14 protein-coding genes and 1 pseudogene are annotated in these 13638 nt (G+C 62.6%); 13 read left to right on the top strand and 2 right to left on the bottom strand.

Annotated elements, in window-relative coordinates; all coding sequences use genetic code 11:
- The first annotated feature begins 1 nt into the window (after position 1).
- The 3 genes and pseudogenes from RNA01_RS08300 to RNA01_RS08310 all read left to right on the top strand — a co-directional run bounded on the left by RNA01_RS08300 (position 2) and on the right by RNA01_RS08310 (position 3552).
- Positions 2-1084 (top strand): maleylacetate reductase, encoded by a 1083-nt coding sequence (locus RNA01_RS08300; RefSeq protein WP_210245746.1) that lies wholly within the window; start codon positions 2-4, stop codon positions 1082-1084.
- A pseudogene (locus tag RNA01_RS08305) lies at positions 1081-1933 on the top strand (intradiol ring-cleavage dioxygenase). Before RNA01_RS08300 ends, RNA01_RS08305 begins: the two are co-directional and overlap by 4 nt.
- Positions 1934-2043: 110 nt before the next feature.
- A complete protein-coding gene (locus tag RNA01_RS08310) occupies positions 2044-3552 on the top strand; it encodes an aldehyde dehydrogenase family protein (RefSeq protein WP_147179506.1) in 1509 nt (502 codons plus the stop codon).
- Positions 3553-3675: 123 nt separating this feature from the next.
- Here RNA01_RS08310 and RNA01_RS08315 read toward each other — a convergent pair whose 3' ends face one another.
- Positions 3676-4242, bottom strand: a complete 567-nt coding sequence (locus tag RNA01_RS08315; protein ID WP_147179507.1) for a nuclear transport factor 2 family protein — start codon at positions 4240-4242, stop codon at positions 3676-3678.
- A gap of 500 nt (positions 4243-4742) precedes the next feature.
- Between RNA01_RS08315 and RNA01_RS08320 the strand changes: the two genes are divergently transcribed.
- From RNA01_RS08320 to RNA01_RS08355, 8 genes are read left to right on the top strand one after another with little or no spacing between them, the layout of a single operon-like run.
- Complete coding sequence (locus tag RNA01_RS08320) at positions 4743-5912, top strand: amidase (protein WP_147179508.1); 1170 nt, start codon at positions 4743-4745, stop codon at positions 5910-5912.
- A 4-nt stretch (positions 5913-5916) separates the two neighbouring features.
- Positions 5917-7056: an acyl-CoA dehydrogenase family protein gene (locus RNA01_RS08325; RefSeq protein ID WP_147179509.1), complete on the top strand. Its 1140-nt coding sequence runs from the start codon at positions 5917-5919 to the stop codon at positions 7054-7056.
- A 31-nt stretch (positions 7057-7087) separates the two neighbouring features.
- A complete protein-coding gene (locus tag RNA01_RS08330; protein WP_174824542.1) occupies positions 7088-7450 on the top strand; it encodes a hypothetical protein in 363 nt (120 codons plus the stop codon).
- A gap of 20 nt (positions 7451-7470) precedes the next feature.
- Positions 7471-8745 carry an aromatic ring-hydroxylating oxygenase subunit alpha gene (locus RNA01_RS08335; RefSeq protein WP_147179511.1) on the top strand — a complete coding sequence of 425 codons (1275 nt, stop codon included), beginning with the start codon at positions 7471-7473 and terminating at the stop codon, positions 8743-8745.
- Positions 8742-9236, top strand: coding sequence for an aromatic-ring-hydroxylating dioxygenase subunit beta (locus tag RNA01_RS08340; RefSeq protein ID WP_147179512.1), 495 nt, complete (start codon positions 8742-8744; stop codon positions 9234-9236). Before RNA01_RS08335 ends, RNA01_RS08340 begins: the two co-directional genes overlap by 4 nt.
- An 11-nt stretch (positions 9237-9247) precedes the next feature.
- Positions 9248-9997, top strand: coding sequence for an SDR family NAD(P)-dependent oxidoreductase (locus RNA01_RS08345; protein WP_235916520.1), 750 nt, complete (start codon positions 9248-9250; stop codon positions 9995-9997).
- A gap of 8 nt (positions 9998-10005) precedes the next feature.
- Positions 10006-10974 carry a PDR/VanB family oxidoreductase gene (locus RNA01_RS08350; RefSeq protein ID WP_147179514.1) on the top strand — a complete coding sequence of 323 codons (969 nt, stop codon included), beginning with the start codon at positions 10006-10008 and terminating at the stop codon, positions 10972-10974.
- 11 nt (positions 10975-10985) lie between these two features.
- Positions 10986-11495 (top strand): flavin reductase family protein, encoded by a 510-nt coding sequence (locus tag RNA01_RS08355; RefSeq protein WP_147179515.1) that lies wholly within the window; start codon positions 10986-10988, stop codon positions 11493-11495.
- Between the two features lie 14 nt (positions 11496-11509).
- Here the strand turns inward: RNA01_RS08355 and RNA01_RS08360 are convergent, their stop codons facing one another.
- Positions 11510-11959: a MarR family winged helix-turn-helix transcriptional regulator gene (locus tag RNA01_RS08360; protein ID WP_147179516.1), complete on the bottom strand. Its 450-nt coding sequence runs from the start codon at positions 11957-11959 to the stop codon at positions 11510-11512.
- 129 nt (positions 11960-12088) lie between these two features.
- Between RNA01_RS08360 and RNA01_RS08365 the strand changes: the two genes are divergently transcribed.
- On the top strand, positions 12089-13114 hold the full coding sequence (locus tag RNA01_RS08365; RefSeq protein ID WP_147179517.1) for a TRAP transporter substrate-binding protein: 1026 nt from the start codon (positions 12089-12091) through the stop codon (positions 13112-13114).
- On the top strand, positions 13111-13638 hold the full coding sequence (locus tag RNA01_RS08370; RefSeq protein WP_147179518.1) for a TRAP transporter small permease: 528 nt from the start codon (positions 13111-13113) through the stop codon (positions 13636-13638). The genes RNA01_RS08365 and RNA01_RS08370 overlap by 4 nt, the downstream gene beginning before the upstream one ends.

The following is a 13638-nucleotide window of genomic DNA, read 5'->3' on the forward strand; positions in this document are numbered from 1 at the left end:
GATGACACAGCGCGATTTCGTCTACACCAGCCACCCGGCGCGGGTGATCTTCGGTTCCGGCACGACGGCTCGCTTGCCCGACGAGGTGGCGCGACTCGGCGCGCAGCGTGCGCTGGTGCTGTCCACTCCGGCCCAGAAAGCGCAAGCTGAAGAGCTGGCCGATCTGCTGGGCGACAAGGCCGTCGGTGTCTTCGCCGGCGCGGTGATGCATACGCCCGTCGACGTCAGCGAAAGGGCGACCGACGTCGCCCGTAGCCTCAAGGCCGATGTCCTCGTCGCGGTCGGCGGCGGCTCGACAACCGGCCTCGGCAAGGCTGTCGCTCTACGTACCGACCTGCCGCAGATCGTTCTGCCGACCACTTATGCCGGTTCGGAGATGACGCCCATCATCGGCGAGACGGAAGGCGGTGCCAAGCGCACGCAAAGCACGTCGAAGGTCCTGCCGGAGGTGGTGATCTACGATGTCGACCAGACGCTCGATCTGCCGCCCGGAATTTCCGGCACCAGCGGCATGAACGCGATCGCCCATGCGGTGGAGGCGCTTTACGCCCGTGAGGCCAATCCGATCATCTCGGCACTGGCGTTGCAGGCGATCGGGGCGCTGGCCCGCGCGCTTCCAGTGATCGCCAAAGAGCCGCGCGACATTCCGGCACGTTCCGACGCCCTCTATGGCGCATGGCTGTGCGGCATTTGTCTCGGCTCCGTCGGCATGGCACTGCATCACAAGCTTTGCCATACCCTGGGCGGGAGCTTTGATCTTCCGCACGCCGAAACCCATACGATCGTGCTGCCGCACGCGCTCGCCTACAATGCTCCGGCGATCCCGGGCGTGATGAACGATCTGGAGACTGTGCTCGGAGGAGAGCCGTCGAACGCCCTTTACGATCTCGCCCGCGCGATCGGCGCGCCGGCGGGGCTTTCGGAGCTCGGCATGCCGCCGGAGGGCGTTGCGGCCGCCGCCGACAGCGCCCTTGCTAATCCTTACTGGAACCCGCGTCCGCTGGAGCGCGAGGCGATCGCGGCGTTGATCGCCCGCGCCCACGCGGGCGAGCGTCCCCTTGTCGAATGGAGGAAATCGACATGAGCTATTTTACCGAGCAAACGTCTGCGGAGGTCGTCAACGGCCGGATGGGTGGACCCGTATCGCCCCGCCTGCGGCAGATCATGACGGCGATGGTCAATCACCTGCATGCCTTCGTGAAGGAGGTGGAACTCACCGAGGCGGAGTGGGAGTTTGCGATCGACTTCCTGACCAAGACCGGCCAGATCTGTAGCGATACCCGCCAGGAGTTCATCCTGCTTTCCGATGCCCTGGGCGTGTCGATGCTCGTGGATGCCGTGAACCATCGCGCGCCGGACGGAGCGACGGAAACCACCGTCTTTGGTCCCTTCCATGTGGAGGGCGCGCCGGAGCGGGAGATGGGCGACAATATCTGCCTCGATGGCAAGGGCGAGATCTGTCTGTTCCAGGGGAGGGTGCTCGATCTGGAGGGCAATCCCATTGAAGGCGCCCTGATCAGCGTCTGGTCCGACAATGACGAGGGCTTCTACGACGTCCAGCAGCCCGACATTCAGCCGCCCTTCAACAATCGCGGCATTTTCCGCACCGGACCGGATGGTCGCTACGCCTTTCGCGGGATCAAGCCGGTCGCCTATCCGATCCCGGACGACGGGTCCGGTCGGCAAGATGTTGGCGGCGGTCGGGCGCCATCCCTGGCGCCCGGCGCACACGCATTTCATGGTCACGGCCGACGGTTTCCGCAGGGTTATCACGCATGTTTTCGTGGCGGGCGATGAATATCTCGCATCCGACGCAGTCTTCGGCGTCAAGCAGTCGCTGATCATTCCATTCGAGCGGGTCGACAGCGCAGATGAAATGTGGCGCGCCGACTTCGACTTCGTGCTGTGCGCGACCGGGGAGGCGAAGGGATAGGCAATTCCTGTGCGGCCGAATTGTCGCGGTGCGATAGTTTTGCGCTTGATAAATAGCAAATTCACGTGAACGATCACAAAAAATCGCGCAAAGCGAGGAGGGTGAACACCATGAAAATCGCGCAACCCGACAGTATTGTCGAAGAGGTGTCCGCCGAGGTGACGGCCTTTTTGGCCGCGCCCAAGGCGTTGATCGCCGGCAAGTCTCATGGGGCTGCATCGGGCGAGACCTATCCGGTCTACAACCCCGCGACCGGAGGCGTTCTGACGCATGTGCCCGCTTGTGGAGCGGTCGACATAGACCTCGCGGTCACGGCCGCGCAAGCCGCCTTCGAAGGTCCCTGGTCGAAAATGCTGCCGGTTCAGCGGCAGGGGCTGTTGCTCAGGCTCGCCGACCTGATCGAGGCTCATGGCGAGGAGCTTGCCCAGCTCGAAACTCTGAACCAGGGCAAGTCGATCATGCTGTCGCGGCTGATCGAGGTGCAGTCCTCGGCCGAGTATTTCCGCTATATGGCCGGTTGGGCGACGAAGATCGAGGGTTCCACGCTCGACGTGTCGATCCCGATCCCGCCCGGCATGAGCTACCAGGCTTTCACCCGCAAGGAGCCGGTCGGTGTCGTCGCGGCGATCACGCCCTGGAACTTCCCGCTCAACATGGCCAGCTGGAAGGTCGCCCCGGCGCTTGCCGCCGGTTGCACGGTGGTGCTCAAGCCCGCCGAGGAAACACCGCTCACCTCGATCCGCCTTGCCGAACTCTGCCTCGAGGCGGGCTTTCCGGAGGGCGTCGTCAACGTCGTCACCGGCATGGGCGAGACGGCGGGCGCCGCGCTTGTTTCCCATCCGGGCGTCGCCAAGATCACCTTCACCGGCTCGACCGAGACCGGAAAGCTGATCGGCATTCAGGCGATGAAGGATATGAAGCGCGTGACGCTGGAACTCGGCGGCAAGGCGCCGATGGTCATGTTCGATGACATGGACCTCGACCTTCTGGGCGCGGCTGCGGGTATCGGCAGCTTCTTCAACACTGGGCAGACCTGCTGCGCGGGCGTGCGCATTTATGCGCAAAAGGGCATTTACGACAAGGCGCTGGAGGTGATCGCCAACGTGACACGCAGCCTCGCTATCGGCTCTGGTCTCGATCCGCGCAACCAGATCAACCCGGTCGTCTCCGCCCGCCATCAGGCTCATGTGAAGGCCTGCATCGCGCGCGGGTTGGAGGACGGAGCAAAGCCGGTGATCGGCGCCGAGGCGCCGGCCGAAGGCTTCTTTGTCGCGCCGGAACTCTTCATCGACGTCCGCCAGGACATGGCGCTGATGCAGGATGAGGTCTTCGGCCCGGTCATCACCATGACGCCGTTCAGCGATCCGGACGAGGCGATCGCCATGGCCAACGACACCCGCTATGGTCTCGGCGCTTCCATCTGGACGAACGATCTCAACAAGATGATGCGCTATGTGCCGAAGATCCAGGCCGGTACGGTCTGGGTCAACAGCCACAACATTCCCGATCAGAACATGCCCTTCGGCGGCGTCAAGCAGTCGGGGATCGGGCGCGAACACGGGCGCGGAGCACTCGACAATTACCTTGAGACCAAATCGGTCTGCGTGGCCTATCGATAATACGAAAAGGGCGGTCCTGACGACCGCCCTTTTCGTTTCCGCTGGGGACGAGGCCTTCGCGGCATCCCGTCATGTGGGGTAGGGCTCAGGGCGCGGCGACATGATGCGCCGCGCCGACCTTGATCAGGGCTTCAGCAGAACCGACTTCGATGGATAATCGGAGGCCCAGGTTGGCGACAAGGGCGCAACGAAAACGTTTTCGGTGCGGGTGCGGGTAATCCTCCACACGCCATCGGGCTCCTTGCGGAAGGTGTTGTTGAGGCGCGAGGAGCGCAGCAGCGCCTTGCCGTCGGAGAAGAGCCAGGGCTGCATGTGCACCCACTGGCCGTCCGCCGTGGTTCCGTTCTCGTGGACGTGAATCTGTTCCGATGTCAGGTAGTGGCAGTTGAGGATCAGTGCCGGATCCTGCTTGCCGCCCCAGAATCCCTGAAAGTGCTTGCGGATCGCGGCGGCGCCTTCGGCTCGGCCGAACTGGTTGTCGTAGTATTCGCCGACACCCTCCCAGACGGCATCCTCAGTATAGAGCTGCATGATCAGGTCGATCCGCTCCATGTCGTCCTTGACGCCATATTCCGGAATCGGCGTATCGCAGAGGAACATGTAGCGGGCCTGAATGCGGCGGATATCCGCTTCGGCTTCCAGCGTTTCGATGCGGCGAACCAGGGCCGCGATGTCGGTTTCAGTCGTCATAGAAGTTCCCCCGTTCGGAAGCGTCATCAGCCACTTCCGTCGTTCTGGTCAGTGTTGCGCTTTGGTGCGGCTGCACGGTCGCGTCATGCGCGTTGCCCGGCTGTCAGGCGGATAGAAGGGTAATACCGGACCTTCTTCGGTCAAGCGGTAATATTCACGTAATTTCTCCAATACTCCCGACGGGCGCCTAAGTGCTTGTTCCGCCGCATGTCCGACTTGACGGAAAACAGTTTTGCGGACGGCGCAAAACTGATGCGTGACAATTCATGTTATAGCTCCCGCTGGTAAGTCGACCCGTCGCGAGTATGGGTCCAGCACTTCGCATCGCGAGAATTACTGTAACGGCTCCGCACCGGTTGCGAAGCCGCGATTTCCTTTTTTAAGCATTTGATTTTTAACGATAAAAATAGACGTTCTTGCGAATTCTCGATTGACAACGTCCTTTGTTACGGTAATTTTCACGTAAAAGGGGACGGGAGAAATCTCCCGCTAAGAACAAGATGACGACAGACATGCAGCCCTTGGCCGGGGATACGGCCTTTGTCTCGACATTCGCGCTTGGCGCCGAGGGCGGTCCGACCGTGGCCGTGAAGGATTGCCTCGATATCGCCGGCATGACGACGCGGTGCGGATCGGCGGCCTATGCCGGTGCCGCGCCCGCCGCAACCAATGCCGTCGTCATCGACCGGCTGCTTCAGGCCGGATGCAGGATTGTTGGCAAGACGCGCATGCACGAAATCGCTTACGGCATGACGGGCGTGAACCTGTTCGAGGGCACCCCGGTCAATCCGAAATGGCCCGATCGCATTCCCGGCGGCTCGTCCTCCGGTTCCGCCACGGCGATCGCCGCAGGTCTGGTCGATTTCGCCATCGGCACCGATACCGGTGGTTCGGTACGTCAGCCCGCCACGTGCTGCGGCGTCATTGGCCTGAAGCCGACCTTCGGCCTGGTCGATCGCACCGGCGCTCTGCCGGCCGAGAGCTCACTCGATTGCATCGGCCCCTTCGCTAACGGCATGACGATGATCGAACGCGCTATGGCGGCGATCGCTCCGGGCTTCAAGGCGGAGATCCTTGACCGCGCTCCGCGTTTCGGACGTCTGCGCATCGACGCAGGCGTCGCGCCGGAAATGGCCGAAGGGCTGATGGCGCTGAGGGTGCTCGAGAACGGCATTATCGCCGACGTTGATCTGCCGGCGCTGGACGTGGCGTTCCGGGCCGGCATGACCATTATCGCCCGCGAGACCCTTGCCGCCAACCTTCAATTGCTTGAGGAGGGCGCGCCGTTTGGCGACGATATCCGCAAACGTCTCGAGGGTGCCCGCGCGGTGAGCGATGCGGACATCGAACAGGCGGAAGACGTGCGTCGGCGCTTCACGGGCGAAGTCGATGCGCTGGTCGACGAATTCGACGCAATCATAACACCGGCCTTGCCGAGCGCCCCGCCACTGCTGAGCGAGGCGGGGGATCCGTCCAAGGTTCTGCCGCTCACACGTTTTTTGCGGCCGTTCAATCTTTCCGGCCATCCGGCGATCGTCCTGCCCACCGTCACCAGGGGTGGGTTGCCCTCCGGTGTCCAGATCGTCGCTCGCAAGGGTGACGATGCCCGGCTCTGCGCGATCGCCCGCTGGCTTTGCAAAAGCAATCCGATTTTCCAGGTAGAGGAATAACGAGATGAATTCTCATATAAATGTGATCCCGGATACAGCGCTTGAGGCGCTGAAGGCCGAGATCAGGCAACGGCAGAGCGAATTTCAGGCGCTCCGCCATATCCCCATCGACATCGTCAGAAAGTTCCAGGAGATCGGCGTCTACCGCGCCTTCGTGCCGACACGCTTCGGTGGCGACAATCTCACGCCGCAGGCCTTCTGTCGCCTGATCGAGGACATCTCGACGGCGGATGCCTCGGCGGGCTGGGTGGCAAGCTTCGGGGTTTCCGCCACCTATCTGGCGGCACTTCCGCCCGAAACCTATGCCGCGATCTATACTGCTGATTCCAATACCGTCTTTGCCGGTGCGATGTTCCCGCCGCAAATTGCCCGCAGGACGCCGGAAGGTCTAGAGGTATCCGGCCGCTGGCCTTGGGGCTCAGGCGTCATGGGGGCCTCCCTTGTTGGTGCCGGCATCAAGATCGAGGGCGAAAGCAGCCCGCTACCGCGCACCGCCGTGATGCCGCGTGAAAAGGTCATCATTGACGAGACCTGGGATACGGTCGGCCTGAGGGCGACGGGCAGCCACGACATCGTCGTCGACAAGGTGATCGTGCCTGATGAGTGGACCTTCATTCGTGGCGGCAAGCCGCAGCTCGACGACCTGATCTTCCGCTATCCGGCCATGGCGCTTGCCGCTCAGGTTCTTGCCGTGGTCGCGCTCGGCGCCGCCCGCGCCGCTCTTGACTGGCTGCGCACCGATGCTCTGGCCCGCGCCTCGATCACTGGTGCGCCGAGCCCAGCCGCCCGCGCCTATGTGCAGATCGACTATTCCCGTGCCGAAGGGTTGCTGCTTGGTGCCCGATCCGCCTTCTACGACGTGATCGAGGAAGGTTGGCGGCAGATGGAACGCCAGGGCGAGGTCGATCGTCCGACCCAGATCCGGTTGCGTCAGGTCGCCTCGAAGGCGGCCCAGGACGGGGCGGAAGCCGCTCGTATGGCCTTTGTACTTGGCGGATCGGACGCGATGACCAACGGCCACCCGCTCGGGCGTTCGATGATCGATGCCGCCTGTGTCGCCCAGCATGCCTTCGTCAACGTCGGAAGCTGGCAGGCGGCCGGCGCGGCGATGTTCGACCAGCCCACGCCTCCCGGCTTTCCGTGATTTTCCTGAGGTCTTTTTGAAAGGAACAATGATGTCAGAACCGACACCGATCCGCACTCTGCTCTGCTTCGCCATGCAGCCGGCCTTCTTCGATCTGCCGTTCGGCCAGATCGGTCCGGTGTGGAAGGCGACCCAGACCCTGATGGCGAGCATCTCCAAGCTGGAAGGTGTGGCGATCATCGGCACGCTCGACGACGATCAGACGCAGGTGGGCACGTCGCAGACGTTCCCCTGGACCTGGTACATGCTGTGCGACTTCCCTGATCGCCAGGCCGTCATCGCCGCCTGCAACCTTTTGCGCACCATCGTTGTCGACGAAGAAGACCACCGGCTTTGGAAATACATGCGTGTCGAGGCCCGTATGGGCCGGGCGCTCACCATCCCTGAACTCTGAACCCATTCGAGGAGCAGACAATGTCGCATCCTATGCCGAAATTCAGCGATCTCGACGCGCTCTATTCGCCCGAAGCGAAGGTCGCCACGTCGATGTACGAGGACCCAGAACTGTTCAAAGTGGAGATGGAGCGGATTTTCCACCGCACTTGGGTTTGGGTCGCCCATGAGAGCGAGGTGCCCGAAAAGGGTTCCTTCAAGCTCTCCAATGTCGGCCTCGAGCCGGTGATCGTGGCACGTGACCGCAAGGGCGTACTGCATGTCATGATCAACCGCTGCCGCCACCGCGCAGCGACGGTATGCGAGGTCAAGAAGGGCAAGACCTCGTCCTTCCAATGTCCTTATCACGGCTGGGGCTATGGTCTCGACGGTTCGCTCAGGGCGCTGCCTTACCCGGAACAATACGGCGACGACTTCAGCAAGGAGCAGCATGGCCTGCAGCGCCTGCGCACCGAGAGCTATCAGGGCATGGTCTTCGCCACCTTCAACGAGGAGATCGAACCGCTCGAGGACTTCCTCGGCCCGCAGGTGCGTCACTACATCGACCTGTTCATGAAGCAGGGCGGCGGCTTCCCGGTGAAGGTGCTCGGCGAGCATCAGTTCTCGGTGCCGATGAACTGGAAGGTCCAGCTCGAGAACACCACGGATGCCTACCATTTTCCGGTGGTGCACAAGAGCTTCATGCAGACGCTCGACGGAGCGACCGAGGACATGTTCGACTTCCTCGACAAGGGCAAGGGTTGGGTCGAGGATCTCGGCAACGGCCATTCGATCATGATGATGATCCCTGAGCTCGAAGATCTCGACGCCGACCTCGATGCGCCGATCCCCGATCGTTTCGCGGATCTCGCCGAGGAATTGCGCGGCGAAGGTTATCCGGAGGATCAGGTGCGCAAGATCGTGCGAGCCGTTGGCGGCGCGGGCTTCAACCTGAACCTCTTCCCCAATGTCTCCTTCTCGCTCGCCTTCTTCCGCGTGCTGACGCCGGTCGCGGTCGACCGCACTGACATCCGCCACATCGCCATCGGCATGGACGGCGGACCGGCCGCCGCCAATCGCGCACGCATACGCCTGCACGAGCATTTCCAGGGGCCGATGGGCTTCGGTTCGCCCGATGACGCCGAGGTCTGGGAGCGCGTGCAACGCGGCACGCAGGGCGGCGAACAACTGCCGATCCTCGTCAACCGTGGGATCGTCGATGAAGAACCCGGTACCAGCGGTCCGCGCGGGCATATCAGCGCCGAGACCGGCATGCGTGCCGCCTACAAGATGTGGAAGAGGATGATGTCGGTATGACCATGGCGAACACAATCGACGATCTGACGTTGCTGCAGAAGGTCAGCGCCTTCATCTGGATGGAAGCCGACCTGCTCGACGCCAAGGACTACGACACCTGGCTCGATCTGTGGTTGAGCGATGGCATGTACACCCTGCCCATCGGCGATACCGAGGACTTCGACAACGCCGTCAACCTCTGCCACGATAACGCGAAGATGCGGCGCGACCGCGTCGGCCGTTTTCAGCAGGGTTTCTCGATTTCGTCCGCGCCGCCGGCCGAAACCGTGCGCACCGTTTCCCGTTTCGTCATCACTGCCGTCGATGGCGATGAGGTGACGGTCAAGAGCGCGGAACACCTGATCGAGGACAAGTTCGGCCGCCAGCGTATCTGGGCTGGCAATGTCACGCACAAGCTGGTCGTAAGTGGCGACAGCTTCAAGATCCGCACCAAGGTCGTGCGCCTTCTGAACTCGGACGGGATGCTGAATTCGTTCAGCTATTTGTTCTGATGGCGGCGCCCTTGCCAGAGAAGATCCAGACCGCCGTGGTTACCGGTGGCGCGCGCGGTCTCGGAGCCGAGATCGCGCGGGCCCTGCACCGCGCCGGCTTCCGGGTCGTGATTTCCGACGTCGATCCAGAACCGGCCGCCGCACTCGCCTCCGAACTGGATCTCGCCGGCGAGACGGCCGTCACGGCGACGCTCGACGTTACCAAGCCGGAAGATTTCCAGAGCGTGCTCGACAAATGCGTCGAGCGCTGGGGTTCGGTCGAGGTGCTGGTCAACAACGCCGCGCGCACCGCCGTCAAGCCGGTGCTCGAGATCGACCCGGCGGACTTCAACGCCATTCTCGCCACCAACGCCGGCGGAACCTTCGCCGGCAGCCAGATCTTCGGCCGTCATTTCAAGGAACGCGGTTATGGCCGGATCGTCAATCTCGCCTCGCTGGCGGGACAGAACGGCGGCACGGCCACGGGCGCGCACTATGCAGCCTCCAAGGGCGCGATCCTGACACTGACCAAGGTCTTCGCCCGCGATCTCGCGCCCTTCGGCGTGACCTGCAACGCGATCGCGCCCGGCCCGATGGACACGCCGATGGTGCGCTCCGTCATCACGCCGGAGAAGATGGCGGCGGCGCTCGCCAACATTCCCGTCGGCGAACTCGGTGATCCCGTTTTCGTTGCTGAACTGGTTGTTCTTCTGGCCGGACCGAAGGCCGGCTTCGTCAATGGCGCCTGCTGGGACGTCAATGGCGGCATCTACATGCGGTGAGGCTGACAATGGCGGACAAGACCCTCACTCTGACAATCGCCGAACGGCATGACGAACCGGGCAATATCGTGCGCCTGCGTCTCGTCGATGCCGGCGGCGCGGTGTTGCCGGCCTTCGAAGCCGGCGCCCATCTCGACCTGCATCTTCGGGACGGTTCGACCGATCTGTGGCGGCAGTATTCGCTGTGCTCGGACCCGGCCGAGACCGGCTTCTACGAGATCGGCGTGCTGCTCGATCCGAAGACGCGCGGCGGTTCGGCGGCGGTTCACCGCCTGGCCGTTCCGGGCGCAACGTTCGAGGTCGAAGGCCCGCGCAACCACTTCCCGCTGAGCGAGGAGGCCACCACGACGGTTCTGCTCGGCGGCGGCATCGGCGTCACGCCAATGCTTGCCATGGCGCGGCGTCTCCATGCGATCGGACGTGACTTCGTGTTGCATTATTGTACCCGAGGCGAAACGGTGACGGCGTTCAGGGCGATGATCGCGGCTGAACCTTGGGCGAAAAATGTCGCCTTCCATTTCGACGATCAATCGCCGGAGCAACGGCTCGATCCGACCCGCGACCTGCCGGCGCCCTCAAGCGGCACGCATATCTATGTCTGCGGCCCGCAGGGCTTCATGGACTGGCTGATCGGCGCGGCCGAGGCGGCGGGCCATGCCAGCGCCAACGTGCATCGCGAGTATTTCTCCGCCGATGTCGATACCACCGGCGACAGCTTCGAGGTTGAGGCGCAGCGCTCCGGCATCACCGTCAACGTCGGTCCCGATGATACGATCGCCAAGGCCCTGGCGCGGGCAGGCGTGAAGATCGAGGTGAAATGCGAGGAGGGGGTCTGCGGCACCTGTGTCACCGACGTGCTCGAAGGCATGCCGGACCATCGCGACAAATTCCTGACCGACGAAGAGCGCGAGGAAGGCACGATGATCTGCGCCTGCTGTTCGCGTGCTTGCAGTTCAAAACTCGTGCTGGACATCTAAGGAGAAAACGGATGACGGTTTGCGCACCTCAAGACGCCGCACTGGCTTTTCGCGAAGGCATGAGCCGCCTTGGTGCGGCGGTTACGCTCCTGACGTCGGATGGCGTCGCCGGACGCCAGGGCATGACGGCGTCTGCCGTCGTGTCAGTCACCGATAGCCCGCCGACCCTGATCGTCTGCGTCAACCGCAATATCCGTTGCCATGACCTCTTCCTCAAAAACGGGGTGCTGGCCGTGAATGTTCTGGGCGCTCGGCATCAGGATCTGTCCGGTCGTTTCGCCGCCAAGGACCCGGGTGATCGTTTCGCTTCGCACAAATGGATCACCTTGAAGACCGGGGCGCCGGTTCTTGAAGATGCCGAAGTCGTCTTCGATTGTCGGATCGTCGACCAGCGGCCCATCGGCTCCCATTCGGTGCTGACATGCGAAGTCGACGATGTCCGCCTGCTCGGTGAAAAACCAGAAGGACTCATCTGGTTCGGACGTCAGTTCCATCATCTGCAGGTTGGTGCCAGCAGATGAATGGACAACTGCTCTCAGAGCCGATTGAGCTGACTGAAGACCTTTTCCAGAATTTCGTTCAGGGTCGCCATCTCGTCGCTGCTGACGTTCTGGAAACTGATCTCGAAAATGTCACGGGCTTCCTTGAGAGCGAGCGCCCGCAGCCGATCGCCTTCCGGCGTCAGGCAGGCTTCGGTCACCCGCGCGTCAGTGGGGCGCACGCGTGTTGTCACCAGACCGTCGCCGATCATGCGCTGGACCACCTTGGTCGTGGTGTTGAGCCGCATGGTGGAGAAGTCGGCAATCTCGGAAATCGACAGATAGGTGTCTTCATAGAGCGACATGAGCACGCGCCAGCGCGGCACGTCGATGCCGATCGGCTTCAGCCGCTTGTCGAGCACCTGGACATAGCGCGCATCGGCGCGGCTGATCCAGTAGAAGGGCCAGTTTCTTTTGAAATGCTGGTTCGTGTGCTTGGCGTTCACGGAGGTCTCACTGTGTCGTCAGTTGGTTTTCCGGGGCGTTTCTTCCGGCCGGGCGCGCCCGGTCGGCGCTATCACGGACCTCGTCCGTCTGTCTGAATCACTCAGTCCAAAAAAGGGGAATAAGGTAAAATGAACGTAATTTATAGACTATCCGGCGCGATTTTCGGTGCGATGTTGTGTGCCGGAACGGCAAGTGCCCAAACGGTACTGACACTGTCCAGCTGGGTTCCTGCGACCCATCCACAGGTCGCCAATTTCATCGTGCCGATGGCGAAAGACATCGAACGCGTCACTGACGGCCGGGTGAAGGTCAATATCCTGCCCGCGCCGCTCGGCCCGCCGTCCGCCGCGTTTGATCTGGCCAAGAACGGCGTCGCCGATATCACCTATTCCGTCCAGGGCTACACGCCCGGCCGCTTCAAGACGGCCGCCATCGGCGAGATGCCCTTGCTCAGCGACAATGCCATCGCGACCTCGGTCGCCTTCTGGCGCGTCTACGAGAAGTATCTGGCCGCCGCTCATGAATATGACGGGGTCAAGGTCATGGCGATCTACACCCATGGACCGGGCGAGATCTTCTCGTCCAAGCCGATCAAGGCATATGGCGACATCGCCGGTCAAAAGATCCGTGTTGGGGGTGTGGTGGCCCATGACATCGTCAAGAGCATCGGCGCCGTTCCGGTCGAGGGGCCGTCGTCCAAGTCCTACGAACTGCTGAGCCAGGGCGTCGCGGACGGCATCTTCTTTCCCTACGAGTCCGTCAACTTCTTCAAGCTGATCGATCTGGTCGGCAACAGCTACACGGTGCCGGGCGGGCTCTACAACACCGCCATGTTCGTCGTCATGAACCAGAAAAAGTGGGACAGCCTGCCGGCCGAGGATCAGGCTGCGATCAGCACGATCATCGGTGAACCGCTGGTCCGCAAGGCCGGTGAAATGTGGAACAAGGCCGATGCGGAGGGCCGCGAGGCCATGAAGGGCAAGGTCACCTTCCACGATGCCAGCGAGGCGGACATGGCGACCTTGCGCGAAAAACTGCAGCCGATCATCGACAACCAGATCGCGGTGGTCTCGTCCGCCGGTGTGGACGGTGAGGCTGCCTACGTGATGCTGAAGGAAGAAATTGCCAAGGTGGAAGCGGAGTCCGCACAATGAGCGGTGGTTTCCACGTTCCTGGCACGGAACCGGAAGGGGGCGGCCTAGCGGCCGCCCCGCCGATCGCCGGTCTGGTTAAACGGTCGATCGCCTGGATCAGTGCCATTCTGCTCTGCGCCATGATGCTGCTAACCGTCGTCGACGTGATCGGTCGTTACGGCTTCAACGCGCCCCTTTCCGGCGCGACGGAAATGACGGAACTCCTGCTATCGGCGATCATCTTCATCGGTCTTCCGGCCGCTACGCTCGATCGTGATCATGTGACGGTGGATTTCCTGACCGATCGTCTTTCCGGCGGCATCGAACGGATCCGCGTGCCGTTTGTCGCGCTGGCGGCGAGCGGCGTCCTGGCCGTCGTCGCCTGGAGACTCTGGGTGATCGGCGAACAGATTGCGGGCTATGGCGGGGTGACGGTCTCGTTGCAGATCCCGATTGCGCCCGTCGCCTATCTGGCGGCGTGCCTCACGGGAATTTCTGCTTGCGTCATGCTGGCCATGGCCGGCCTTGCCCTCCGGAGACGTTGA

Origin of the sequence: Paenirhizobium naphthalenivorans (assembly GCF_007992095.1) — a bacterium.
Taxonomy (GTDB): domain Bacteria; phylum Pseudomonadota; class Alphaproteobacteria; order Rhizobiales; family Rhizobiaceae; genus Allorhizobium; species Allorhizobium naphthalenivorans.